Raw genomic sequence first — 21971 nt, 5'->3', positions numbered from 1 at the left:
CTTTCGGGAGGTGATCAGTGATTTATCAAGTATGCCTCAAGGGCCTGAGTGAACCACAGCAGGTCCTGCACCCCGGCCAGCTCCCGGGCGGAGTGCATGGACAACAGGGGAACGCCGACGTCGACGGTGTCGATGCCGAGCCGGGTGGCGGTGATCGGTCCGATGGTGGAGCCGCAGGGGACGTCGTTGCGGCCCACGAACGTCTGGCTGGGTACGCCGGCGGAGGCGCAGGCGCGCTGCCACATCCCGGAGGTCACCGCATCGGAGGCGTAGCGCTGGTTGCCGTTGACCTTGAGCACCGGCCCTGACCCGAGCAGCGGGTGGTGGGTCGGATCGTGCTTGCCCGCGTAGTTGGGGTGAACGGAGTGGGCGGCGTCGGCTGAGACGCAGCTGGAGCGGGCGAACATCTGCCGGCGGTGCTCCTCATCCGCCCCGAGGGCACCGGCGGTGCGCGCCAGAACGTCCTCCAGGATCGGGCCGGCGGCACCCGTGGTGGAGTTGGAGCCGACTTCCTCGTGGTCGAAGGCCGCCAGCACGAGGATGTCGGAGCCGGTGTCACCGGAGGCCACCGCACCCAGCATCGCCTTGAGCGAGGTGAACACTGAAGTCAGGTTGTCCAGGCGCCCAGCCGCCAGGAAGTCACCGGCACCGCCGAACACCGCGCCCGGCTGGGTGTCCGCGGTGATCAGGTTGTGGGCGATGATGTCTTCGCGGGCCACCCCGATCTGCTCGGCGATGCAGTCCATGACCGACAGCTCGGGTGCCCCGGCGGCGTAGACCGGCTGCAGATGCACCTGGCGGTCGAGCTTGAGTTCGGAGCTGCGGTCCAGGTGCACGGCAAGATGCGGGATCCGCAGCAGCGGGCCGGTGTCCACCAGACGGTCGGAACCGTCGGCGAGCACCACCCGGCCGGCCAGGGTCAGCTCGCGGTCCAGCCAGGAGGCCAGGATGGGGCCGCCGTAGACCTCCACGGCCGCCTGCTGCCAGCCCGCGGAGTGCAACTCCGGTTCCGGCTTGAGCGTGAAGCCCGGGGAATCCGTGTGCGAGCCGATGATCCGGAAACCGGAGTCCGGGGAGGCGTCCTCCGGCACCCACCAGGCCATCACGGCCCCGCCGCGGACCATGACGTGTCCCCCGGGTGAGGCGTCCCAGGCACGCGCGGGGTCCTGGGGGGTGAACCCGGCGGCCTGCAGCCGCGCCGAGACCTCAGCGGCGGCGTGGTGGGAACTGGGGGCGGCGGCGAGGAAGTCGAGGAAGTCCTGAGTATCGTTCATGTCCCCAGCTAAGCAGAATTCGACCGCACCGTGGGGCTGCCGGGACGCCGACGCGCTGGCCCGGCGCGCCCTGGTGCCGGGGACAATCGGTGCGTTCCCGGTCAGAACACGATGACGGCGAGGATGGCCACCAGGATCACGATGGCGACTGCGGCGGTGATGATCCGGGTGTTGAGGGATTCCCGGCTCTGGTCGGCTTCCTGTGGGGTGGGATCGGGTATACGCGCTGTAGGAGAGCCGGAGGAGTGCGGGAAGTTCTGGCCGTCCATCGGGGAGGGTGGGTCTGGCCGGTGTGCGGGCATGGGGGAACCTTTCGCTATCGGATAAGGTCTATTGCATCATGACCGACCTGTTCGAAGCTGCCAATACCCCTTCTCCCCAGCCCGTGGCCAAGCCGAGGAAGCCGCGTCCGCTGGCGCTCTCGCCTTCCCGGGCGAATGACTATCAGCAGTGCCCGTTGCTCTACCGGTTGCGCTCGATTGACCGGTTGCCGGAGCCGAAGACGGTTCCGCAGGTCAAGGGCAATCTGGTGCATGCGGTGCTGGAGGAGATGCATGAGAAGCCGCGTACGGAGCGGGAGTATCCCGGCGCGGTCAAGCGCCTGAAGCCGATCTGGGCGCAGATGTGCGCCAAGGATCCGGAGTTGCTGGAGCTGGTGCCGGAGGCGGAGCTCCATGAGTTCCTGGTGGAGTGCCGGGCGTTGTTGCGCGGTTACTTCGAGATGGAGAATCCGCAGGGTTTTGATGCCCACGAGGTGGAGATGTACGTGGATACGGTGCTGCCCAATGGGGTGCCGGTGCGGGGTTTCATCGACCGGGTGGATGTGGCTCCGACCGGTGAGGTGCGCGTGGTGGACTACAAGACGGGTAAGAAGCCGATCCCGCGGTACAGTGCTTCGGCGAAGTTCCAGATGAAGTTCTACGCGCTGGTGTACTGGCGGTTGTTCCAGCAGATTCCGGCGCAGCTGCGGTTGATGTATCTGAAGGTGATGGATTCGATGTACCTGGCTCCTTCCCGGGAGGAGCTGGAGTACTTCGAGCGGGATCTGGGTGAGTTGTGGGGGAAGATCGAGGCGGACGGGAAGTCCGGGGATTTCCGGCCGAAGACCTCGAAGCTGTGCGGTTGGTGTTCCTTCCAGGCGATCTGTCCCGCCTTTGACGGCACGCCCCCGGAGTATCCGGGGTGGCCGGGGTCCACTGCGGACAAGAAGTAGCGTTTAGCCGCTTATCGACGCCGCGCCACACCCGCGCTCCGGCGCGTCACGGGGGCGCGGTCAGAACAATCCGGTCACTCGTGCCCGGTCGTCGATGTCGATGGTTTCGGCGGCGGGCTTCTTGGGCAGGCCCGGCATGGTCATCACGTCTCCGGTCAGTGCGACGATGAAGCCGGCTCCGGTGCGTGGGAGGAGTTCCCGCACGTGCAGGGTGTGTCCGGTGGCGGCACCGAGTGCCTTCGGGTCGTCGCTGAAGGAGTACTGCGTCTTGGAGATGCACACCGGCAGCTGGTCCCAGCCGTTGTCCTTGATGGTGGCCAGGTCCTCGAGCGCCTTCGGGCTGAACTCCACGCCGTCGGCGCGGTAGATCTCGGTGGCGATGGTGCGGATGGATGCTTCCACCCCGTCGGCCGGGTCATAGAGCTGACGGGAGGTGGCGTCGAGGTGGGCGGTCAGCTGCTCCGCGAGGGCTGCGGCGCCTTCTCCTCCCCTGGCCCACACCTCGACCTCGGCCAGGTTGACCCCGAAGTCCTTCGCCCAGGTGGCCATGGCTTCCCGCTCTGCCGCGGTGTCCGAGGTGAACAGGTTCAGTGCCACGACTGGCTCTACCCCGAACTTGCGGATGTTGGCCACGTGGCGCTCCAGGTTGACCACCCCGGTGCGCAGGGCGTCCAGGTTCTCCGTCGTCAGGTCTTCGCGGGCGACGCCGCCGTTGTACTTCAGGGAACGGATCGTGGCGACGACCACTGCGCCGTCGACGTTGAGTCCGCCGGCCCGGGCCTTGATGTCGAAGAACTTCTCCGCGCCCAGGTCTGAACCGAAGCCGGCCTCCGTGACCACCACGTCGGCGTGCTGCAGGGCGGTGCGGGTGGCGATCAGGGTGTTGCAGCCGTGGGCGATGTTGGCGAAGGGACCGCCGTGGACGAAGGCGGGGGTGCCGCCGAGGGTCTGCACCAGGTTCGGGTTGATCGCGTCCTTCATCAGCGCGGTCAGCGCGCCGGCGGCGTGGAGGTCGTTGACCGTGACCGGCCGGTGGTCATAGGTGGTGCCGATGGTGATCTTGCCGATGCGTTCCTTCAGCTCCGCCAGGTTGTCCACCAGCCCGAGGATCGCCATGATCTCGCTGGCCGCCGTGATGGTGAATCCGGTCTCCCGGGGCGTGCCGTGCGCCGGGCCGCCCAGTCCGGTGATCACTCCGCGCAGGGAGCGGTCATTGACGTCCATGCAGCGCTGCCAGGTCACCCTGCGGGGGTCGATGCCCAGCTGGTTGCCCTGGTGGATGTGGTTGTCGATGATCGCGGCCAGGGTGTTGGTCGCGGCGGTGATCGCGTGGAAGTCACCGGTGAAGTGGAGGTTGATGTCCTCCATCGGCACGATCTGGGAGTAGCCGCCGCCGGCCGCCCCGCCCTTGATGCCCATGACGGGTCCCTGGGAAGGTTCCCGGATCGCGGCGGCGGCGCGGTGCCCGGCGTTGCGGAGGGCGTCCGCCAGCCCGATCAGGACCGTGGACTTGCCCTCGCCGGCGGGTGTCGGCGAGATCCCGGTGATCAGGACCAGCTTGCCGTGGTCATTGTCCCCGACCCTGGTCAGATCCACCTTGGCTTTGGTGCTGCCGAAGGGGATGACGGCCGTGTCCGGGATGCCGGCTCGTTCGGCGATGGTGGTGATCGGTTCCAGGGTGTGGTTCTGGGCGATGTCGGCGTCAGTCAGGGGGGCGGCGGAGTTATCTGTCATGGTCTAGAGCCTAGCGGTGCCCGAGCGGCCGGGAGCGGGATAGGATCAGCGACTGTGAGTGAAGCACGTGATACCCGCAGTGGGTGGGAGCAGCGCCTGTTGGCTGGCGGGGAGGAGCCGGATCCGCGGTTCACCCTGGCCAATGAGCGGACATTTCTGGCGTGGATCCGGACCTCGCTGGCGTTCATGGCCGGCGGCATCGCGTTGGCGGCCTTTCCCATCGAACATGTTCCGGAGCAGTGGCGGACCGGCCTCGCGGTGGTGGTCATTGCCATGGGACTGCTGATCGCGCTGGGATCGGCGGTGCGCTGGCTGCGGGTGGAACGTGCCATGCGCCACGGTCGGCCCCTGCCTCCGCCGGCGATCATTCCCCTGCTGGCAGGCTCCCTGGTCGTGGCCAGTGTGGTGGCGATCTGGGTCTTCGTGGCATGAGTGGCCCCGGATCGGCGGCCTGGCCGGGGCCGGCGGACCCGGGGCTGCAGCCCGAACGCACGGATTTGTCCTGGAACCGGACCGCGATGGCCTATGCCCTGGCCTCTGCGGTGTTGTTGCGTTGGGCCGGGGTGCTGGGCACCGGGGTCTTTGTCCTGGTGCTGATGCTGTTCGGCGTCGCCCTGCTCATCCACCTGACCCAGCGTTCCCGCTATCACCGGCACGTCGAGGGGGTGCGTGAGGGCCGGGCGTCCGCGAATGTTCGTGGGGTGTTGATCATGAGCGGGAGCATGATCAGCTACGGGGTGGTGGCACTGGTGCTGGTGCTGCACACCCCCTTATGAGCCGGACAACGCGGCGGGGCTGAGGTCAGTTGTCCAGGTAGAGCTTGCCCCGGAAGGTCGGGTGCATCAGGTTCTCCTTCGACAGCACCTGATCCAGCGTGGCCTCGTCCATCAGTCCCTTCTCCAGCACCAGATCGCGGACCTTCTTGCCCGTCGCGGCGGCTTCCTTGCCGATCAGGTCACCGTTGTGGTGGCCGATGAAGGGGTTGAGGTAGGTGATGATGCCGATGGAGTTCTCTACATAGGACTTGCAGACCTCCGGGTTCGCGGTGATCCCCGTGACGCACTTGGTGCGCAGCGTCTCCACGGCGTTACCCAGCATCCGGATGGACTGGAACATGCACTCCCCGATCACCGGCTCCATGACGTTGAGCTGCAGCTGGCCGGCCTCGGCGGCCATGGTCACGGTCTGGTCGTTGCCGAAGACCTTGAAGCAGACCTGGTTGACCACCTCCGGGATCACGGGGTTGACCTTGGCCGGCATGATGGAGGAGCCGGCCTGCCGCGCGGGCAGGTTGATCTCGTTGAACCCGGCGCGCGGGCCGGAGGACAGCAGCCGGAGGTCGTTGCAGATCTTGGACAGCTTCATCGCCGCCCGCTTCACCGCGGAATGTGCGAGCACGTAGGCGCCCGTGTCCGAGGTCGCCTCGATCAGGTCACGCGAGGATTTCATGTCCAGGCCGGTGGCCTCCGACAGGGAGGCGGTGACCTGGTGGCGGTAGCCGGCCGGGGTGTTGACCCCGGTGCCGATGGCGGTCGCCCCGAGGTTGACCTCCAGCAGCCGGTCCGCCGCCTCACGCAGGATCGCCTGTTCTTCGGCGAGGTTGTGGGCCCAGGCCTCGAACTCGTCTCCCAGGGTCATCGGTACGGCATCCTGGAGTTGGGTGCGGCCCATCTTGAGGATGTCGATGAATTCCTTGCCCTTCTCCTGGAAGGCGGACTGGAGTAGATCGAACTGGACGATCAGCTTCGACAGCGCGGAGAAGACCCCCAGCCGGAATCCGGTCGGGTAGGCGTCATTGGTCGACTGGCTCATGTTGACGTCGTCGTTGGGGTGGATCACGTCATAGGAGCCCTTCTCCTCCCCCAGGTGCTCCAGAGCCAGGTTCGCGACGACCTCATTGGTGTTCATGTTCAGACTGGTGCCTGCGCCGCCCTGGAACACGTCGATCGGGAACTGGTCCATGCAGCGGCCGTTCTCCAGGATCTGGTCGCAGGCCCACACGATCGCCTCGGCCTTGTGCTGGGGCAGCGTGTGCAGGCGTCGGTTGGCCAGGGCGGCTGCCTTCTTGACCTGGACCATGCCGTGGATGAACTCCGGGACCATGTTGATCGTGGTCCGGGAGATCTGGAAGTTCTCCATCGCGCGGGCGGTGTGGACACCGTAGTAGGCGTCCTCCGGGATTTCCTTGAATCCCAGAAGATCCTCCTCCAGCCGGTAGCCGGACCGTGCCTTGGGCTTTTCCTCCCCCGCCGAGTCCAGTTCCGCCTTGCCCTTGGCATCATGGTCCGCGGCCTTGACCTTCTTGTCCGCGCTTTTTCCCGCGGCGGTATCGGGTTCTTCCGCGCGGCGGTCCTTCGTCTCTGCTGTTTCCTCCCCACGGGTGTCGTGCTTGGCGGTGTCCTCGGATTCCTGCTGCGTCTGCTTGGTCATGGCGCCCATCGTAGCCAGACTCCGGGCCCGGGCTGGCGGGCGTGGAAAATGTGAATGGTCTTCCGGGGAGCAAGGGGGGAACCGGGGTTGTCTACGGGGAACAAGATGTGGGCGATCTAGCGGCTCCACACTCCGGAGCTGCCGCGACGGTGCGAGCCGACGAGGTGGGTGTCGATGATTCCTGTCGCCTCCATCAGAGCGAACATGGTGGTTGGACCGACGAAGGTGAAGCCTCTGTTGCGCAGCGTCTTTGCCAGCGCCACCGATTCCGGTGACTGGGAGGGAACCTCTCCCATGGTCCGTGGCTCTGGCGTGGTCTCGGGTTGAAAGGACCAGATGAATTCGGCCAACCCACCGCTGTCCCGCAGCCCGAGAGTGGCCCGGGCATTGGCGATCGTGGCGTTGATCTTGCGGCGGTTGCGTACGATCGACGCGTCCGAGAGCAACCTCGCCATGTCACGGTCATCGAAATCTGCGACGACCTCGGGATCGAAGTCCCGGAACGCCGCACGGAAGGCGGGGCGTTTGCGCAGAATGGTTGCCCAGGATAGCCCGGACTGAAAGGCCTCCAGGCTCAGCCGCTCGAACATGCCTTGTTCATCGACGACGGGCAGACCCCATTCCGTGTCGTAGTACTCCCGCAATAGGGGATCCCTGCTCGCCCACTCCGGGCGCGCCAGCCCGTCCTCCCCGATGACGGCCCCGGTGTCCTTGTCCGGCGGTGTCATGCGGGCTCTTCTACAGCAGCCAGAGTGTGCTTCTCCAGTGCCAGGAGCTGCCGCTTGGCGTCCAGGCCACCCAGGTAACCGCCGAGACTGCCGTCGTTACGCAGAACCCGATGGCACGGCACCACCACCGGCAGCGGATTCCGGCCGCAGGCGGTGCCCACGGCCCGTACCGCCTTGGGGTTTCCTGCCCGGGCGGCAACCTCCCGGTAGGAACGGGTCTGCCCGTATCCGATCTCCGGGAGCAGCTGCTGCACCTGTAGACGGAAGCCGGCGGACAACGACCGGTCGAGCGGGATGTCGAAAGCACGGCGCTGTCCGGCGAAGTACTCCGCCAGCTCGGTGGCCACCGGATCCAGTACTTCGGCCGATTCCAGCAGCCGGGGGCTGAGCCGGGCCGCCAGATCCTCCAGGACAGTCTCAAATCCCTCCCGCTCGAAGGCGACGCGGACAAGGCCGGTGGATGTCGCGGCCAGGAGCAACGGGCCGATCGGGCTCTCGGAGACGTGGTAGGAGACATCGATCAGATGCTGGGCCGTGGCACGGCGGGTCAGTCCGCGGCGCAGGCGCTCCAGGTCCTGTGCGGCTATCGGGTAGTCGGTTTGAATGCTGCGGGGGATCTGATCTTCTCGCGGGTGGATGATGTCGGGGCCGGTGTGGGTGGTCGGATGGTCACTCATGGTGTGGTGTCCTTGGTCTCGGAGTGATGGGTGCGCCGCAAGTTCCTGATGCCGTCGGCAGCGGCGCGGCGGACAGCTGCGGGACTGCCACCGATCAACCGGGCGGTTTCCGTGTGCGGTAGACCACCGAAATAGTGGTAGGCCACGGCGAGGCGTTGGCGTTCGGGCAGAGCGGCCACGGCTTGCCAGATGTCGTGCTGCCCGTCACCGGGAAGGCCCCGGTCCGTGGGCGGTTCCGGCAGGCGGGCGACGGGCAGAGCGTGGCGGGCCCGCTGGCGGGTGATGTCGATGGCTTTGCGGTGGGCGACCCGGACCAGCCAGGCTTCCACGTTGGTGTCGGCGGCCAGGTCAGGCCACTGCTGTAGGGCGCTGAGAAAGGTCTCCGACCAGGCGTCATCGGCATCAGCACCCGGGCCGAGCACCGTGCGGCAGACCCGTAGCACGGTGGCACCGTGGCAGGTGACGGCCTGGTCGAATGGTTTCTGCATCTTCATCACACCGTAGACGCGTCAGCCCCGGGGAATGTGAGGTCAGGGGGGAAGAACATTTTCCCGCTCCCCACTCCGGGGGTGCCTCTCCTCCCCGGGGGACCACCCCGGGGAGCGGGGCAGGAATGGTGCCGGCAGTGACCGGCAGTTCCGGTGCCGGCCAGAGTTGACACACCGGGAGCGCCGGAGGAGGATGCTGCCGCGAAAAACGCCGCCCTCCCCACAGCAGCAGGTGCGACAGGAGTGCGGCGTCAGCCGGAGCGGGTCCGGCGGCGGGAAGGCTAGATCCGGGCGATGCGCAGCTCGGTGGCCAGGATGGCCTGGCCCCCCATCGCGGCGATTTCGTCCATGACATTATTGGCGGTGGCTTTGGGAACCATGGCGCGCACGGCGACCCAGTTGTCCAGCGCCAGCGGGGACACCGTCGGCCCCTTCAACCCGGGGGTCACGGCGATGGCTGCGTCGAGGTCGTCGCGGCTGATGTTGTAGTCGATCATCAGGTAGTTCTGGGCGTGCAGGATGCCCTCGATGCGGCGCAGTAGGCGACGCTGTTCCTCGTCGACCTCGATGCCCTTGCGGCCCACGACCACGGCCTCCGAATCGCAGATGACCGGCCCGAAGGGAACCAGTCCCTGCTTGCGCAGGGTGCGGCCGGTGGACACGACGTCGGCAATCGCGTCCGCCACACCCAGCTTGATGGAGATCTCGACGGCACCGTCGAGCCGGATCACGTCGGCGTCGATTCCGCGGGCGGCGAGGTCATCGCGCACCAGGTTCGGGTAGGAGGTGGCGATCCGCCTGCCGGCCAGTCCTTCGATGGTCCAGTCACGGTCCATCGGCGCGGCATAGCGGAAGGTGGAGCCGCCGAAGCCGAGGGAGAGCACCTCATCCACCGTCGCGCGGGAGTCCCGGGCGAGGTCTCGACCGGTGATGCCCAGATCCAGCTGACCGCTGGCGACGTAGATGGCGATGTCCTTGGGACGCAGGAAGAAAAACTCCACGTCATTCTTCTTGTCCAGGACGTTGAGCTCCTTGGAGTCCCCGCGACCGGCGTATCCGGCTTCCCGCAGGATCTCCAGGGCGGCCTCGGACAGCGAGCCCTTGTTGGGGACGGCAATCTTTATCATGGGTGAATCTCCTAGAGGTGCTTGTAGATGTCGTCCGGGGTGAGGCCGCGGGAGACCATCATGACCTGGGTCCAGTACATGAGCTGCGAGATTTCCTCGGCCAATTCCTCATCGGACTGGTATTCGGCGGCGATCCACACCTCGCCCGCTTCCTCGATGACCTTTTTCCCGATGCTATGCACGCCCGCATCCAGGGCGGCGACGGTGGCGGACCCCTCAGGTCGGTTGGCGGCGCGTTCGGTCAGTTCAGCGTAGAGCGAGTCGAAGTTCTTCACCCGGGACATTATTCCACGCGGCCGCGATCAGTGTGGGATACGGTCGAACCAACCGTGCACGTGGGTCGCGGTGACCCCCTGAAAGGAGTTGCTCCCGTGGAGGGAACGCAGCAACGTGACCCCCTCCGGCACCGGCTGGTCAGCGCTTTCCGGCAGGCCGATGACCCGGCACCCCGCGGCCACGGCACCGGACATGCCGGCGAAGGAGTCCTCAAAGACCAGGCATTCCTCGGGCCGTGCGCCCACCCGGCGCGCCGCCTCCAGATACATGTCGGGGGCGGGTTTAGGGTGGACGACCTCGTCGCCGGCGATCGAGTCGTGGAAGAAGTGCTGCCCGACGGCGGCGATGGACGGGTCGGCCAGTTCCCGTTCGGTGTTGGTGGTCACCAGCATCGGGATCTGCGTCTGCTGCAGATCGTCGAGGAGTTCGAGGACGCCGGGATTCGGGCGCAGATTGTCGGCGAACAGCTCCCCCATCCGATCGAACATCCGGCGCCGGTAGTGGGGGTAGTCCCCCTCGGCCAGGTCCACGCCGGCGTGCTGGGCACAGACCTGCAGGGTGTGCGGGAAGCTCCCGCCGACGGTGCTCTCCCGCAGCTGCGGGGTCAGACGCTTCCCCAGGTGTTCGCTGAGTTCATAGGTCGCCTGGCCCCACAGGGGTTCGGAATCAACCATGGTGCCGTCCATGTCCCAGAATATCGCCTTAAGCATGAGGGGCATTGTACCGGCGGGGACGGGAAATGCCCGTCGCGGTGACCGGGACGGTTCCGCACGCCTGCCGCCCGTGGAACAATGAAGGAGAAAACAGCCGTCGCGACTGATCCCGGGAGTGGATGATGACCGGCTCCGGCCCAGAAGGCACCGCAGACCCTGCCAGCGACCGTGAGCTGCTGATCGCGGTCGATGACGCGTGGTCGACCGCGCTCATGACCAACGACACCGACCGGATGGGCGGCGTCATGGCCGATGAGTGGGTGATTGTCTCCGGGTCCGGTCTGCGGACAAAGGAGAGTTTCCTCGAGCTGGTCAGGTCCGGAGAGCTGACCCACTCGGCGATGGAACGCGTGAGCGAGGCGCGGGTCCGGTTCTACGGGGAAGCCCGCGACACGGCCGTCCTCACGTCCCGGGTGACCAACACCGCCCACTGGCGTGGCGGACGCTTCGAGGCCGACGAGTGGACCACCAGTGCCTTCGTCCGGCGGGATGGCGACTGGCTGTGCGTGCTGAGCCAGATCACCGCGGCCGGGGACCGGTGACGGCCGGCGGCCTCCGGCCCAGGTCCGTGCGGCAGCGGGCGGCCCATCACCGGTTCGCTGCGGGTCAGTCGCCGCTCACGTGTCAGTCCAGCTCGGGCAGCTCGGCCAGGGCCGCGTCATCTGCACCGGTGGCCGCGCAGGCGTCACGGAACAACGTGTTCAGCTCCGCCTTCTCCTCCGGTTCCAGCACGGCGTCCTCGTTGCGCCCGTTGAAGGAGTTCAGGTCGTCGATGGTCGTCTGGACGATCTTGGCCAGGGTTTCCCCGGCGGGCTCCCCGGTCAGCAGATCCAGGGCGTCGAGGAACTTCTCCAGAATGTCCCGGGCTTCGGGAAGGACCGCGGGGTCAAAGGGCTGGTCCCAGAACTCACGTTCCTCGGCCTTGAGGTAGCTGCCGGTGGCGAAGGACTCGAGGTCGCTGATGAATTCGTCGACGTTCGGTTGGAAGGAGGCGCGGATGCTCATGCGCTCATTCTTACCGAAAATGTCGCGGCGTGCAGGTCGACCCCCTGCCCACGTACCGGTCCTGCCGGCCGTGGCCCGGCGGGCAGGTGGGAAACCTAACGCAGTCGGACGCCCAGTAGCCCGTCGAGACCGTCGACGATGAGCTGCGCGGCCGTGGGGTCACCGCCACCTTCCGGGCTGGTGGCGGCAGCCCACTCGTCGACGACCTGCAGGGCCCCGGGGGTGTCCAGGTCGTCGGCCAGCCGCTCCCGTACCTGTTGGATCAGGTCGGTCGCGGTCGTCGTGGTGCCCGCGGCAGCCAGGGCGCGGCGCCAGGTGGCCAGACGCTTCTCCGCGGCAGCCAGGATCTCCTCCGACCAGTCCCGGTCCTGCCGGTAGTGGCTGGCGAACACTCCCAGGCGGATGGCGTCCGGTTCGTGGCCGGCCGCGGTGAGCTTGGAGACGAACACGAGGTTGCCCAGTGACTTCGACATCTTCACCCCGTCCAGGGCGATCATGCCAGCGTGGACATAGTGGCCGGCCATCCGGTCGACGCCATGGCCTGCCTCCGCGTGGGCGGCGGAGAACTCGTGGTGCGGGAACATCAGGTCGGAACCGCCGCCCTGGATGTCGAAGGAGGTGCCCAGGCGGTTGGTGGCGATGGCCGAACATTCGATGTGCCAGCCCGGCCGGCCCGGCCCGAACGGCGAGTCCCAGCTCGGTTCGCCGTCGCGGCGGGCCCGCCACAGCAGGGCGTCCAGCGGATCCCGCTTGCCCGGGCGGTCCGGGTCCCCTCCGCGCTCGGCGAACAACTCCGCCATCGTCTCCCGGTCATAGTTGGACTCGTAGCCGAAATTCTCGGTTGCGTTCACCGAGGCGTAGACGTCCGGGTGTTCCGCGTCGTCCACCACGTAGGCGGCCCCGTTGTCCAGCAGGCGCTGGACCAGGTCGATGACCTCGTCGATGGTTTCGATTGCGCCGATGTAGTCCTGCGGCGGGAGGACCCGCAGCGTCTCCATGTCCGAGCGGAACAGGTCGATCTGGGAGGTGCCCAGGTCGCGCCAGTCCACCCCGTCGCGCTCGGCCCGCTCGAACAACGGATCATCCACGTCGGTGATGTTCTGCACGTAGTGGACGGCGGTGCCGTTGGCCAGCAACTGGCGGTACACCAGATCAAAGGTCAGATACGTCGCCGCGTGCCCGAGATGGGTCGAGTCATAGGGGGTGATGCCACAGACGTACATGCCGGCGGTCGCGCCCGGCGTCACCGGGCGAATCCGCTGATCCGCCGTGTCGTGGAGGGAAAGTGCGACGGGCGTTCCTGCCACGTCAGGTACCGAAGGGGTGGGCCAAGAATGCATGCCTCACACTCTAACGGTTAGTGCCCTCCACGCGATCACAGCGGGTTGATGACTCCGGCGGCCAGCAGCACCATCACGGCGATGCCCACCGGGATCCGGTAGGCCGCGAACCAGGAGAAGGAGTGGTGGGAGACAAAGCGCAGCAGCCAGGCGATCGAGGCGTAGCCGACCACGAAGCAGATCAACACGCCCACGATGAGCATCGGGGCGGAGGCCATCTGGCCACCCGCCTCGCCGGACAGGGCGTCGGGCAGCGAGTACAGGCCGGAGGCCAGCACCGCGGGGATGGCCAGCAGGAAGCTGAACCGGGTGGCCACCTCACGGTTGAGCCCGGTGAACAGTCCGGCGGAGATGGTGCCGCCCGAACGTGAGACGCCAGGAATCAGGGCCAGACACTGCGCGAAGCCCATGATGACCGCGTCCTTCATGGTCAGATCCTCGAAGTCCCGCTCTTTCTTGCCCACCTTCTCCGCGATGATGAAGACGAAGGAGAACAGTACGAGCACGGTCGCCGTGATCCAGAGGTTGCGCAGCCCCTCCCGGATCATGTCCTGGAACAGGAGGCCGATGACACCGATCGGGATGGAGCCGACGATGACCATCCACCCCATGCGGTAGTCGAAATTGCGCTGCTCGGGCTTGAACAGGCCCCGGCACCAGGCGTTGATGATCCGCCAGATGTCCTTGGCGAAGAACACCAGCACGGCCAGTTCGGTGCCCAACTGCACCACGGCGGTGAACGAGGCGCCGGCGTCCACGCCCCAGAACAATTCGGAGACGATGCGCAGGTGGCCCGAGGAGGACACGGGCAGGAATTCCGTCAGCCCCTGCACGATGGAAAGCACGATGGTCTGGATCCAGGTCATCTCGGCGCTGGCCGTGGCCACCTCACCACCGGATTGAGCGAGTGTCGTCAGTTCATTCACATCGGGTAACGGTACTACTACTGTGGGGACGGTGGAACAACGATTGCTGGGCGTCAGCGGCCTCCGGGTCTCCGAAATAGGTCTGGGCACCTCCACCTGGGGTGCGGGGACTTCTGCCGCGGACGCAGGGGAAATATTGGCCGCCTTCATGGCCCAGGGTGGCTCGCTGATCGACAGCTCACCCGTCTACGGCTCGGGCGTGTCTGAGAAAATCCTGGCAGACCTGCTGGACGGCACCGTCCCCCGCGCCGAACTGGTGATCTCCTCCGCCGGTGGGGTGGACCCGCACTCCCCGCTCGGCAGTCGGGTGGACAGTTCCCGGCGTCGGCTACTGGCCCAACTCGACGCCACCCTGGCCGCCCTGGGCACCGACCACCTGGACCTGTGGAGCGTCGGTCACTGGGATGACCGCACTCCACCCGAGGAGGTCGCCGACACCCTCGACTACGCCGTGCGCACCGGACGCGTCCGCTACGCCGGGGTCCGCGGCTACGCGGGCTGGCAGCTGGCGGTGACCACCGCCGCCGCCTCGCACCGGATCGTCGCCGCCCAGAATGAATACTCCCTCCTGGTCCGCCGGGTCGAGGAGGAGCTGGTGCCCGCCGCCCGGCATCTGGGCATCGGCATGATCGCGGCCGCCCCCCTCGCGCAGGGCATCCTCACCGGGAAATACCGCAGCGGCATCCCCGCCCAGTCCCGGGCGACCACCCCGGAACGCGACGCCGAGGTCCGCGGGTACCTGAGCTCCCACACCCAGACCATCGTCGAGGCCCTGCACACCGCCGCGGACGGACTGGGCATCTCCCCCGGCGTCGCGGCACTCGCCTGGGTGCGCGACCGCCCCGGAGTGTCCAGCGCGGTCGTCGGGGCCCGCCACCCCGGCCAGCTCCGGGAGCTGCTCGACGCCGCCGGCCGGACGCTGCCCCGGGCCATCAACAAGGCGCTCGACGACGTGTCCCGCTGAGCCCGGCTGGTAGGCTCAACACTTGTGAAAAAGCGTGGACTGATCCTGGGTTCCCTGGCCGCAACCGCCACCGTCTTCCTGGCGGGGTGCTCCTCCGGCAACGTGGCAGAGCCCGGCCCGGAGATGGGCAACGCCGTGGCCCTCCCCTCCCCGGCGGCTCCCGATCCCGCCGGCCGCGTCATCGAACTTCCCGCTGAGCGCTCCCAGATCACCGACATGGAGCGCGCCGGGGACACCATCGCCCTGCGCTCGGAGTCTGCGCTGACCGTCGGCACACTCGACCAGATTGAGTCGGGCGACGCCGAGGTGCTCGACGTCGCCGCGGCCTGCGGTGACCTGACCGCCACCGGGGACACCTTCGTGCTGCCCTGTGACACCACGGTGTACCTGATCGACGCCGCGGCCCCCTCCCTGGCGGAATCGGTGACCACCGAGGAACCCGCCACCGCGGCGGCGCTGACCTCGACCGGTGAGCTGATCGTGGGCAGCGACACCGCGGAGAACATCAGCGTCTACCGCGGGAACGAGGACCCCGCCAACTTCGACGTCGAGGGCGCCACCACCCAGATGGTCTCTGTCCCGGTCACGGACCAGCCGGACGCGGTGGTCCGGATCTGGAACCCGGAGACCATCATCCAGGATGTGGACTGGACCAATGACCGCCAGGGCGCGACCCTGCGCGTGGGAATCGGCGTGGGCCAGATGGCCCCCGGCCCCGACGGCCTGGTCCTGGTCTCGGACACCGCTGGCTCGCAGTTGGCCGTCTACACCGCTGACGACGTGATCCGGCTGCACCAGACCTACCCGGTGGACCAGAGCCCCTGGGCGGTGGCCTGGGATAACGCCAATGAGCTGGCCTGGACCGCCTCCACCGCAGAAAACACACTGACCGGCTACGACATCTCCCAGGGTGAGCCGGTGGAGCAGGCCAAGCTGGATTCCGTGGCCGACGCCAAAAACATCCTCGTCCTCGATGACGGCACCCTCCTCGCCGCCTCGGAGTCCGGCGACGGTCTCCAGGTCATCGACGAGCCGCTCGCCTGACCCCACCCCGACCACCCCTCCGACCCCCGGGAGCCTTCATGACCTCGCAGTCCACCGTTCGCCGCCGCCTCTATGACCGTGCACTGCAGGTCATGTTCCGGATCCGGCCCGAACGGGTCCACGGCATGATCAACGACGGACTCGCCCTGCTCCAGTTCGCCGGCCCCGTCAACCGGGCCATGACCCGGGTGCTGCCGGTCCGGGACCCGGCACTGAATCAGGAGGTCTTCGGCGTGACCTTCCCCCGCCCCCTCGGGCTGGCCGCGGGCTTCGACAAAAACGCCACCTCCCCCGACACCTGGGCCGCGGTCGGCTTCGGTTACGCCGAACTGGGCACCGTCACCGCCTCACCACAACCGGGCAACCCCACCCCGCGCCTGTTCCGGCTCAAGGAGGACCAGGCAATCCTCAACCGGATGGGCTTCAACAATGACGGCGCCGCCGAGGTCGCCGGCAACCTGCGCCGCCGCAAATCCACTGACGTCATCGGCATCAACATCGGCAAGACCAAAGTGGTCCCGCCCGAACAGGCCGTGGACGACTACCGCCGCTCCGCCTCCCTGCTCGGCCACCTCGCTGATTACCTGGTGGTCAACGTCTCCTCCCCCAACACCCCCGGCCTCCGTGATCTCCAGGCCGTGGAATCCCTCCGCCCGATCCTGACGGCGGTGCAGGAGGCCACTGACGGCACGCCGGTGCTGGTCAAGATCGCCCCCGACCTCTCCGATGCGGACGTCGACGCCGTGGCCGACCTCGCGGTTGAGCTGGGACTGGCCGGCATCGTGGCCACCAACACCACGATCTCCCGCGAAGGGCTGCGCACCGACCCCACAGAGATCGAGGCGATGGGAGCCGGCGGCATCTCCGGCCCACCGGTGGCGCCGCGTTCCCTCGAGGTGCTCAAGCGGCTGTACGCCCGTGTGGGCGAGCAGCTGGTTCTGATCTCCGTGGGCGGCATCTCGACCCCGGAGCAGGCCTGGGAGCGCATCGCCGCCGGCGCCACGCTCCTGCAGGGTTACACCGGCCTGATCTACGGCGGCCCGGACTGGATCCGAGACATCCACCGCGGCATCTCCACCCAGCTGTCCCGCCACGGCTTCCGTAACATCTCCGAGGCGGTCGGCTGCGGCCTGCCCTGGGTGTCCGAGTAGTACTGACGGAGTGCTCCCGGCGGGGACGGGCCGCAACTGAAAAGCCGGACGGGGCCGGGCGGAAACCATTGTGGTCTCCGCCCGGCCCCGTCCGTTCCTGCGGCGTTCGCCCGCAACGGTGCCGGTGGCGCTAGTTCTTCGGTGTCAGGGAACGACGGATCACCAGGGAGCAGATCAGGGCCAGGACGGCATAACCCAGCAGCCAGGGCTGCCCCAGAAAAGTCAGCGCGCCATTCGGCAGGAAGCGGCTGGTGATGACCAGCAGCACCGCGATGATGAGCGCTATCACCTGCGTCCGACTGGACTCCTGGTTGCGGCTCATGGTGGCGAAGGCACCGAGGATGATCGCGGCCAGCACGATCCCCAGAAAGCGCGGGGTGACCGCGAACGGCACGTTGAAGCCGTTGCTCACGATCTCCATCAGGAAAAAAATGAACAGCACCAGTGCCAGGGCCATAAAGGCGCCGCCGACACGGAGCGGGAAGGGAACGGGGTGCCCGTCACGGGCCGACGAAGATTTAGCCATAGTGACAGTCAGCCTATTTGTTTTCGTACCAGCCCCACACAATGGCGCGCCCGAGGGCGTGGAAGTAGAGGTTGAAACCCAGCACCGTGGGGGTGGCATCGGCCGGCACATCGAGCTTCTCGACGTCGACCGCGTGCACCGCGAACAGGTAGCGGTGCGGTCCGTGCCCTGCCGGGGGCTCCGCCCCGTAGAAACCGCGCTGTCCGGAATCCCCCACCAGGGTGGTCGCGCCGGGGACCCCCTCGAGGTCCTCCTTGCCGGCACCGGTCGGAAGTTCCGTGACGTCGACAGGGATGTTGAAGGTGGCCCAGTGCCAGAATCCCGATGCCGTGGGGGCATCCGGGTCGAAACAGGTCACCGCGAGTGATTTCGTGCCCTCGGGAAGATCCGACCAGCTCAGCTGGGGAGAAATGCTCTTGGCACCGGTCTGCTCCTCCGCGAGCTGCTCGCCGTCCCTGATATCGGTGGAGCTCAGGGAGAAGGAGGGCAGATCCTTCAACGGGGCATACGGATCTGGGCCGGGAAAACGGGGATCATCTGCATAAGTGCTCATGTCCCCGTTTCTACCTGAAAGCAGCTGCGACCGCAGTCACTTCCCGGTTCTCGGTGGCGTCCCGCTCTCAGTGCCGGATTCCCTCATACTCCGGTGGGGCCAGCGACGTCCGGGATTTCCCGCCGGGGCATCACCGGGCTCCCCGTGGTCAGCTCCGCCCCAGCACTCATGGGCACCAGGGTTACACAGGTGTCATTCGCCATGGCTGACCCCCTCGGTGACGTGCGGATTTGTGAACTTTCATGACTTCGCGCTACAGTACTTCAAGTGCCCAGCCGAGAGGCTGAAACACCCAGCCCGGGTGGCGGAATGGCAGACGCGCTAGCTTGAGGTGCTAGTGTCCTATTAACGGACGTGGGGGTTCAAGTCCCCCTCCGGGCACACTGTGTTGAGACAGTAACGCGAAACCCTGATCCTTTTACTCAGATCAGGGTTTTTCTCATGCCCTGCCCCGGGGACGGGGTTGAGGGCCACGGATCCCGGGGTACCGGACCGGTGGCGGCCTGCAGACGCCCTTCCATTAAGCTCAACGCCTGTGAAAAATTCCCGTCCCGTCAGTTGGTTGCGCAGCCTGGGCAACTTCCTCGCGGGATTGTTCGCCGACGCTGTCACCGCCTTCCTGCACTGGTCCTGGGCCAGACGTCTCCTGGTGGTCGGTGGCCTACTGGCTTTCCTCGCGGTCACCCTGGTGGTTGACGTGCCGCCTCTGGCCACGCTCCGCGCCTGGGCAGACACCGCAGGCCCCTGGTTCACGCTGATGTTCTGGTTCGCCTATGTGTTCATCACCCAGTTTCCGGTGCCCCGGACGATCCTCACCTTGTCCGCCGGTGTCCTCTTCGGCCCCTGGGTGGGCATTCTCGTGGCGCTGTCGGCCACCACCGTCGCCGCCGCCGTGTCCCTGGTGGTTGTCCGACAGCTCCTCGGGGACTGGATGAGACCCCGGCTCACCCATCCGGCCGTGGTCGGTATTGATGCGCGTCTGCGGCACCGGGGCTGGCTGTCCGTGACGGCGTTGCGGATGATCGCCGGCGTGCCGTTTTCGGTGATGAACTACGTGGCGGCCCTGACCTCGGTACCGCTGTGGTCCTTCACGATCGCGACCTGCCTGGGCTCGGCACCCGGAACAGTTGTCACGGTGCTGCTGGGAGACACCCTGACCGGAGAGGCGGACCCGGCGATCATCTGGATCACGATCGCCCTCGCCGCGTTGGGAGTGGTCGGCCTGGTGATTGATTCCCGGATCCCTGTCAAGGCCAGAAAATAGACTGCGCTAAAGTAGCGGGTAAAGAAGAATCTCACTGAGGAGGATCCGTGCTGGCCGTACATGCCCGTTACCGCGGAAAGGCGCTGCGCCGCGCGGATCTGGTCCGACGTTCCGCCGAAGCTCTGGCCACGTTGGAAGGGGTGGGCGATTTCGAGGTCCTCGGGGTGGAGGACATCTGCGCCGTCGTCGAGACCGGACCTGCCGTATGTGATGTTGTGATGGCACTGCTCTCCGATGGCGAATGGGCCATCGGGGTGGGCATCGACTCCGCCCTCGACCCGGAGGACCCGGACTCCGAGGCCGCGGTCCGCTCACTAGGGACCAAAGCGCTCGGCAAACCCGGCCGGGCCACCCGGGCGGGCGTTGTGAAGGTGGCGGTGGCCCCCACACCCGCCCTGAAGGCGAGCGGTAATACGGCGGCCTCGGACATCTCGGCCACGTTCGCGCTGCTCGGCCAGGTACTGGCGAAACGCTCGATCGAAGGGCGGCAGGCAACGTCGCTGGTGCGCCGGGGCCTGACCCAGAACGAGGCGGCGGAGGAACTCGGTATCTCGAAGCAGGCGATCTCGCAGCGTCTGCAGGCGGCGGGCTGGCAGGCCGAGAACGCCGGCTGGCAGCTCGCGGTGAACCTGATCAACTGGGCGAACCGTCCGGAAGTCCGGGGCTGACCGCCGGGTTTCTCCGCCGCTGCACGGCCCTTCCCGACCAGCATGCGGAAAGGGCCCCGGCACCGTGTGCCGCGGCCCTCACTTCTGGTCCGTGTCTGCTGCCCGTGGAGCGGACTAGCTCCGCTCGGGATTGTCCTCGCCCTGCCAGTCACCGGTGACCGGTTGCCCGGCCCTCGACGCCGACGAGGACCCCGGCAATTGCGGATTCCCGCTGTCTGGTGCGGCGTTGTCCAACTGCGGTGCCGTGGTGGCGGAGCCCCCGCCCGGCGCCTCCTCCGCGGCGTATTGGCCGGATCTGCCGGACCCCTTGTTCTTCTGCTGGTTGAGCAGCTCGTCGGGCTCAGGGTCGACCGGCTTCTGAGCCACCGCGTTCGCGGCTGCCACGGCGGCGGCGATGGCCGGGTCAGACTTCGTGGAGAACCATTCCTCCGGGTTGTCGGACTCCGCCCACTCCCGGGTCTCCTCGGAGACGGTGTGTGGTTCATAGCGGAACACACCCTCATCGTCCTTCTTGGCGAAGGACTTGGCGAAGTTCTCCAGGGAATCCCCGAACTGGCTCGGAATCATCCACATGGTGGAGGCTTCCCCCTCCGCCATCTTCGGCAACTTGTCCAGATACTGGTAAGCCAACACTTCCGGGGTCAACTCCGAAGCCTTGATAGCGGCGTTGACCTTCTGGATGGCGCGGGCCTCTCCCTGGGCACGCAGGTACTTGGCGGCCCGTTCACCCTCAGCGCTGAGGATCGCCGCGTGCCGGTCAGCCTCGGCTCGTAGGATCGTGGCGTGCTTCTCGCCTTCGGCACTGAGGATCCGGGCCTGCTTCTGGCCCTCGGCTGTCTTGATGTCAGACTCCCGCTGGCCCTCGGCCGTCAGGATGGTGGCGCGCTTCTCCCGGTCCGCCTTCATCTGCATCTCCATCGACTGCTGGATGGAAGCCGGCGGATCGATGGCCTTCAGTTCCACGCGGGAAATGCGCAGCCCCCACTTGGTGGTGGCGGCATCCAGCTCACCACGCAACCGCCGGTTGATCACGTCACGCGAAGTCAACGTCTCCTCCAGCGTCATGCCGCCGACGACATCACGGAGGGTGGCCACGGAAATCTGCTCGACGCCGACGATGTAGTTGTCCACGCCGTAGATGGCACGTTCCGGCTCGTTGACCTGGAAGGTGACCACGATGTCGATGGCCACGGTCAGGTTGTCCTGGGTGATCACGGCCTGCGGCGGAAAGGAGACGACCCGCTCACGGGTGTCCACCTTTGCCCGGACCCGGTCGATGAACGGGACAAGCAGGGTCAGGCCGCCGGAGACGGTGCGGGTATAACGGCCGAGTCTTTCGATGACGGCGGCCTCGCCCTGCGGGATCAGGGCGATGGACTTGATGACGACGATGGCGACAAATATGAGCACCACCAGCAGGAGAATTATTCCCACCATTTAGGGTTCCTTCCATACGACGGCCGTGGAACCGTCAATGCTGACTACGGTGACACGTTCACCGACGGTGAACGTGTGGGAGGGATCCATGCTCCGGGCGGACCAGATGGAGCCGTCGAGCCGGACCTGCCCGGTACCGCCGTCCACCGGTTCAATGACTTCCGCCTGGTTCCCGATCAACGCCTTCGGCGACGTGTCCAGCAGCATCGGTTTATGCAGCCGCTTTTTCAGCGCGGGACGGAGGAATACCAGGAGTCCGACGGACACCAACGCGAACGCCACGGTGGACGCCCACAACGGTGCCCCGGTCAGCGCCACCCCCGCCCCCGCGAGGGCCCCGCCGGCGAGCATCAGCAGCGTGAACTCGCCGACCAGCAGCTCGAGGCCGCCGAGCACGAGTGCCACGATGAACCAGATAATTGCTCCCACGCGT

Annotated in this window: 26 protein-coding genes and 1 tRNA gene; 10 read left to right on the top strand and 17 right to left on the bottom strand. The window is 66.9% G+C overall.

Annotation, left to right across the window (positions count from 1 at the left end; genetic code table 11):
* Nucleotides 1–14: 14 nt before the first annotated feature.
* Together ACQCVD_RS01965 and ACQCVD_RS01960 are read right to left on the bottom strand one after the other, a co-directional pair.
* Entirely contained in the window at nucleotides 15–1274 is a 1260-nt protein-coding gene (locus tag ACQCVD_RS01965) for a M18 family aminopeptidase (protein WP_426821997.1), read from the bottom strand.
* 101 nt (nucleotides 1275–1375) lie between these two features.
* Nucleotides 1376–1576, bottom strand: a complete 201-nt coding sequence (locus ACQCVD_RS01960) for a hypothetical protein (RefSeq protein ID WP_426821996.1) — start codon at nucleotides 1574–1576, stop codon at nucleotides 1376–1378.
* Nucleotides 1577–1614: 38 nt separating this feature from the next.
* Between ACQCVD_RS01960 and ACQCVD_RS01955 the strand changes: the two genes are divergently transcribed.
* Nucleotides 1615–2487, top strand: coding sequence for a RecB family exonuclease (locus tag ACQCVD_RS01955; protein ID WP_426821995.1), 873 nt, complete (start codon nucleotides 1615–1617; stop codon nucleotides 2485–2487).
* Between the two features lie 60 nt (nucleotides 2488–2547).
* On the opposite strand, the gene ACQCVD_RS01950 is transcribed toward ACQCVD_RS01955, so the two are convergent.
* Nucleotides 2548–4221, bottom strand: a complete 1674-nt coding sequence (locus ACQCVD_RS01950; protein WP_426821994.1) for a formate--tetrahydrofolate ligase — start codon at nucleotides 4219–4221, stop codon at nucleotides 2548–2550.
* Between the two features lie 54 nt (nucleotides 4222–4275).
* Here ACQCVD_RS01950 and ACQCVD_RS01945 point away from each other — a divergent pair, with 54 nt between their 5' ends.
* A complete protein-coding gene (locus tag ACQCVD_RS01945; protein ID WP_426821993.1) occupies nucleotides 4276–4653 on the top strand; it encodes a YidH family protein in 378 nt (125 codons plus the stop codon).
* The gene (locus ACQCVD_RS01940) at nucleotides 4650–4997 is read left to right on the top strand and encodes a DUF202 domain-containing protein (protein ID WP_426821992.1); all 348 of its coding nucleotides are present in this window, start codon (nucleotides 4650–4652) and stop codon (nucleotides 4995–4997) included. Before ACQCVD_RS01945 ends, ACQCVD_RS01940 begins: the two co-directional genes overlap by 4 nt.
* Before the next feature lie 25 nt (nucleotides 4998–5022).
* On the opposite strand, the gene aspA is transcribed toward ACQCVD_RS01940, so the two are convergent.
* From aspA to ACQCVD_RS01905, 7 genes are all read right to left on the bottom strand, one after another.
* Nucleotides 5023–6651: an aspartate ammonia-lyase gene (gene aspA / locus ACQCVD_RS01935; protein WP_426821991.1), complete on the bottom strand. Its 1629-nt coding sequence runs from the start codon at nucleotides 6649–6651 to the stop codon at nucleotides 5023–5025.
* A gap of 116 nt (nucleotides 6652–6767) precedes the next feature.
* A complete protein-coding gene (locus ACQCVD_RS01930) occupies nucleotides 6768–7379 on the bottom strand; it encodes a DNA-3-methyladenine glycosylase I (RefSeq protein ID WP_426821990.1) in 612 nt (203 codons plus the stop codon).
* Complete coding sequence (locus ACQCVD_RS01925) at nucleotides 7376–8056, bottom strand: methylated-DNA--[protein]-cysteine S-methyltransferase (protein ID WP_426821989.1); 681 nt, start codon at nucleotides 8054–8056, stop codon at nucleotides 7376–7378. The genes ACQCVD_RS01930 and ACQCVD_RS01925 overlap by 4 nt, the downstream gene beginning before the upstream one ends.
* A complete protein-coding gene (locus ACQCVD_RS01920; protein WP_426821988.1) occupies nucleotides 8053–8544 on the bottom strand; it encodes an RNA polymerase sigma factor in 492 nt (163 codons plus the stop codon). Before ACQCVD_RS01920 ends, ACQCVD_RS01925 begins: the two co-directional genes overlap by 4 nt.
* A gap of 281 nt (nucleotides 8545–8825) precedes the next feature.
* Nucleotides 8826–9671, bottom strand: a complete 846-nt coding sequence (gene hisG, locus ACQCVD_RS01915; protein ID WP_426821987.1) for an ATP phosphoribosyltransferase — start codon at nucleotides 9669–9671, stop codon at nucleotides 8826–8828.
* Nucleotides 9672–9682: 11 nt separating this feature from the next.
* On the bottom strand, nucleotides 9683–9958 hold the full coding sequence (locus ACQCVD_RS01910; protein WP_426822088.1) for a phosphoribosyl-ATP diphosphatase: 276 nt from the start codon (nucleotides 9956–9958) through the stop codon (nucleotides 9683–9685).
* A gap of 15 nt (nucleotides 9959–9973) precedes the next feature.
* On the bottom strand, nucleotides 9974–10657 hold the full coding sequence (locus tag ACQCVD_RS01905) for an HAD family hydrolase (protein ID WP_426821986.1): 684 nt from the start codon (nucleotides 10655–10657) through the stop codon (nucleotides 9974–9976).
* A 125-nt stretch (nucleotides 10658–10782) separates the two neighbouring features.
* Between ACQCVD_RS01905 and ACQCVD_RS01900 the strand changes: the two genes are divergently transcribed.
* Nucleotides 10783–11202: a nuclear transport factor 2 family protein gene (locus ACQCVD_RS01900; RefSeq protein WP_426821985.1), complete on the top strand. Its 420-nt coding sequence runs from the start codon at nucleotides 10783–10785 to the stop codon at nucleotides 11200–11202.
* Between the two features lie 82 nt (nucleotides 11203–11284).
* On the opposite strand, the gene ACQCVD_RS01895 is transcribed toward ACQCVD_RS01900, so the two are convergent.
* The 3 genes from ACQCVD_RS01895 to ACQCVD_RS01885 form a co-directional block, all read right to left on the bottom strand.
* Entirely contained in the window at nucleotides 11285–11665 is a 381-nt protein-coding gene (locus ACQCVD_RS01895; protein ID WP_426821984.1) for a hypothetical protein, read from the bottom strand.
* 95 nt (nucleotides 11666–11760) lie between these two features.
* Nucleotides 11761–13005: a cysteine--1-D-myo-inosityl 2-amino-2-deoxy-alpha-D-glucopyranoside ligase gene (gene mshC, locus ACQCVD_RS01890; protein WP_426821983.1), complete on the bottom strand. Its 1245-nt coding sequence runs from the start codon at nucleotides 13003–13005 to the stop codon at nucleotides 11761–11763.
* A gap of 35 nt (nucleotides 13006–13040) precedes the next feature.
* The gene (locus ACQCVD_RS01885; RefSeq protein ID WP_426822087.1) at nucleotides 13041–13871 is read right to left on the bottom strand and encodes an undecaprenyl-diphosphate phosphatase; all 831 of its coding nucleotides are present in this window, start codon (nucleotides 13869–13871) and stop codon (nucleotides 13041–13043) included.
* Between the two features lie 103 nt (nucleotides 13872–13974).
* Between ACQCVD_RS01885 and ACQCVD_RS01880 the strand changes: the two genes are divergently transcribed.
* From ACQCVD_RS01880 to ACQCVD_RS01870, 3 genes are read left to right on the top strand one after another with little or no spacing between them, the layout of a single operon-like run.
* Nucleotides 13975–14895, top strand: coding sequence for an aldo/keto reductase (locus ACQCVD_RS01880; RefSeq protein ID WP_426822086.1), 921 nt, complete (start codon nucleotides 13975–13977; stop codon nucleotides 14893–14895).
* Between the two features lie 24 nt (nucleotides 14896–14919).
* Entirely contained in the window at nucleotides 14920–15939 is a 1020-nt protein-coding gene (locus ACQCVD_RS01875; RefSeq protein WP_426821982.1) for a hypothetical protein, read from the top strand.
* 38 nt (nucleotides 15940–15977) lie between these two features.
* Entirely contained in the window at nucleotides 15978–17090 is a 1113-nt protein-coding gene (locus ACQCVD_RS01870) for a quinone-dependent dihydroorotate dehydrogenase (protein ID WP_426821981.1), read from the top strand.
* A 130-nt stretch (nucleotides 17091–17220) separates the two neighbouring features.
* Here ACQCVD_RS01870 and ACQCVD_RS01865 read toward each other — a convergent pair whose 3' ends face one another.
* Entirely contained in the window at nucleotides 17221–17616 is a 396-nt protein-coding gene (locus ACQCVD_RS01865; protein WP_426821980.1) for a hypothetical protein, read from the bottom strand.
* A 13-nt stretch (nucleotides 17617–17629) separates the two neighbouring features.
* Entirely contained in the window at nucleotides 17630–18169 is a 540-nt protein-coding gene (locus ACQCVD_RS01860) for a YbhB/YbcL family Raf kinase inhibitor-like protein (protein ID WP_426821979.1), read from the bottom strand.
* Between the two features lie 295 nt (nucleotides 18170–18464).
* Between ACQCVD_RS01860 and ACQCVD_RS01855 the strand changes: the two genes are divergently transcribed.
* The 3 genes from ACQCVD_RS01855 to ACQCVD_RS01845 all read left to right on the top strand — a co-directional run bounded on the left by ACQCVD_RS01855 (nucleotide 18465) and on the right by ACQCVD_RS01845 (nucleotide 20101).
* Nucleotides 18465–18550 (top strand) — tRNA-Leu (locus tag ACQCVD_RS01855).
* Nucleotides 18551–18731: 181 nt separating this feature from the next.
* Nucleotides 18732–19433, top strand: a complete 702-nt coding sequence (locus ACQCVD_RS01850) for a TVP38/TMEM64 family protein (protein ID WP_426822085.1) — start codon at nucleotides 18732–18734, stop codon at nucleotides 19431–19433.
* 47 nt (nucleotides 19434–19480) lie between these two features.
* Complete coding sequence (locus ACQCVD_RS01845; protein WP_426821978.1) at nucleotides 19481–20101, top strand: MarR family transcriptional regulator; 621 nt, start codon at nucleotides 19481–19483, stop codon at nucleotides 20099–20101.
* Nucleotides 20102–20215: 114 nt separating this feature from the next.
* Here ACQCVD_RS01845 and ACQCVD_RS01840 read toward each other — a convergent pair whose 3' ends face one another.
* Nucleotides 20216–21538 (bottom strand): SPFH domain-containing protein, encoded by a 1323-nt coding sequence (locus ACQCVD_RS01840; RefSeq protein WP_426821977.1) that lies wholly within the window; start codon nucleotides 21536–21538, stop codon nucleotides 20216–20218.
* Nucleotides 21539–21967, bottom strand: coding sequence for an NfeD family protein (locus ACQCVD_RS01835; RefSeq protein ID WP_426821976.1), 429 nt, complete (start codon nucleotides 21965–21967; stop codon nucleotides 21539–21541). It lies immediately after the preceding gene.
* Between the last annotated feature and the right edge of the window lie 4 nt (nucleotides 21968–21971).

Source organism: Corynebacterium halotolerans, from assembly GCF_050107895.1.
Taxonomy (GTDB): Bacteria; Actinomycetota; Actinomycetes; order Mycobacteriales; family Mycobacteriaceae; genus Corynebacterium; species Corynebacterium halotolerans_B.
This window is presented reverse-complemented; position numbering and strand designations above follow the sequence as displayed.

What these genes read in the sequence shown, in the direction of transcription:
- hisG (WP_426821987.1), bottom strand. Translation starts at nt 9,671, where the DNA reads ATGATAAAGATTGCCGTCCCCAACAAGGGCTCGCTGTCCGAGGCCGCC.
- ACQCVD_RS01930 (WP_426821990.1), bottom strand. Translation starts at nt 7,379, where the DNA reads ATGACACCGCCGGACAAGGACACCGGGGCCGTCATCGGGGAGGACGGG.
- ACQCVD_RS01885 (WP_426822087.1), bottom strand. Translation starts at nt 13,871, where the DNA reads ATGACCTGGATCCAGACCATCGTGCTTTCCATCGTGCAGGGGCTGACG.
- ACQCVD_RS01925 (WP_426821989.1), bottom strand. Translation starts at nt 8,056, where the DNA reads ATGAGTGACCATCCGACCACCCACACCGGCCCCGACATCATCCACCCG.
- ACQCVD_RS01900 (WP_426821985.1), top strand. Translation starts at nt 10,783, where the DNA reads ATGACCGGCTCCGGCCCAGAAGGCACCGCAGACCCTGCCAGCGACCGT.
- ACQCVD_RS01905 (WP_426821986.1), bottom strand. Translation starts at nt 10,657, where the DNA reads ATGCTTAAGGCGATATTCTGGGACATGGACGGCACCATGGTTGATTCC.
- ACQCVD_RS01965 (WP_426821997.1), bottom strand. Translation starts at nt 1,274, where the DNA reads ATGAACGATACTCAGGACTTCCTCGACTTCCTCGCCGCCGCCCCCAGT.
- ACQCVD_RS01940 (WP_426821992.1), top strand. Translation starts at nt 4,650, where the DNA reads ATGAGTGGCCCCGGATCGGCGGCCTGGCCGGGGCCGGCGGACCCGGGG.
- ACQCVD_RS01860 (WP_426821979.1), bottom strand. Translation starts at nt 18,169, where the DNA reads ATGAGCACTTATGCAGATGATCCCCGTTTTCCCGGCCCAGATCCGTAT.
- ACQCVD_RS01865 (WP_426821980.1), bottom strand. Translation starts at nt 17,616, where the DNA reads ATGGCTAAATCTTCGTCGGCCCGTGACGGGCACCCCGTTCCCTTCCCG.
- ACQCVD_RS01950 (WP_426821994.1), bottom strand. Translation starts at nt 4,221, where the DNA reads ATGACAGATAACTCCGCCGCCCCCCTGACTGACGCCGACATCGCCCAG.
- mshC (WP_426821983.1), bottom strand. Translation starts at nt 13,005, where the DNA reads ATGCATTCTTGGCCCACCCCTTCGGTACCTGACGTGGCAGGAACGCCC.
- ACQCVD_RS01920 (WP_426821988.1), bottom strand. Translation starts at nt 8,544, where the DNA reads ATGCAGAAACCATTCGACCAGGCCGTCACCTGCCACGGTGCCACCGTG.
- ACQCVD_RS01870 (WP_426821981.1), top strand. Translation starts at nt 15,978, where the DNA reads ATGACCTCGCAGTCCACCGTTCGCCGCCGCCTCTATGACCGTGCACTG.
- ACQCVD_RS01960 (WP_426821996.1), bottom strand. Translation starts at nt 1,576, where the DNA reads ATGCCCGCACACCGGCCAGACCCACCCTCCCCGATGGACGGCCAGAAC.
- ACQCVD_RS01895 (WP_426821984.1), bottom strand. Translation starts at nt 11,665, where the DNA reads ATGAGCATCCGCGCCTCCTTCCAACCGAACGTCGACGAATTCATCAGC.
- ACQCVD_RS01955 (WP_426821995.1), top strand. Translation starts at nt 1,615, where the DNA reads ATGACCGACCTGTTCGAAGCTGCCAATACCCCTTCTCCCCAGCCCGTG.
- ACQCVD_RS01840 (WP_426821977.1), bottom strand. Translation starts at nt 21,538, where the DNA reads ATGGTGGGAATAATTCTCCTGCTGGTGGTGCTCATATTTGTCGCCATC.
- aspA (WP_426821991.1), bottom strand. Translation starts at nt 6,651, where the DNA reads ATGACCAAGCAGACGCAGCAGGAATCCGAGGACACCGCCAAGCACGAC.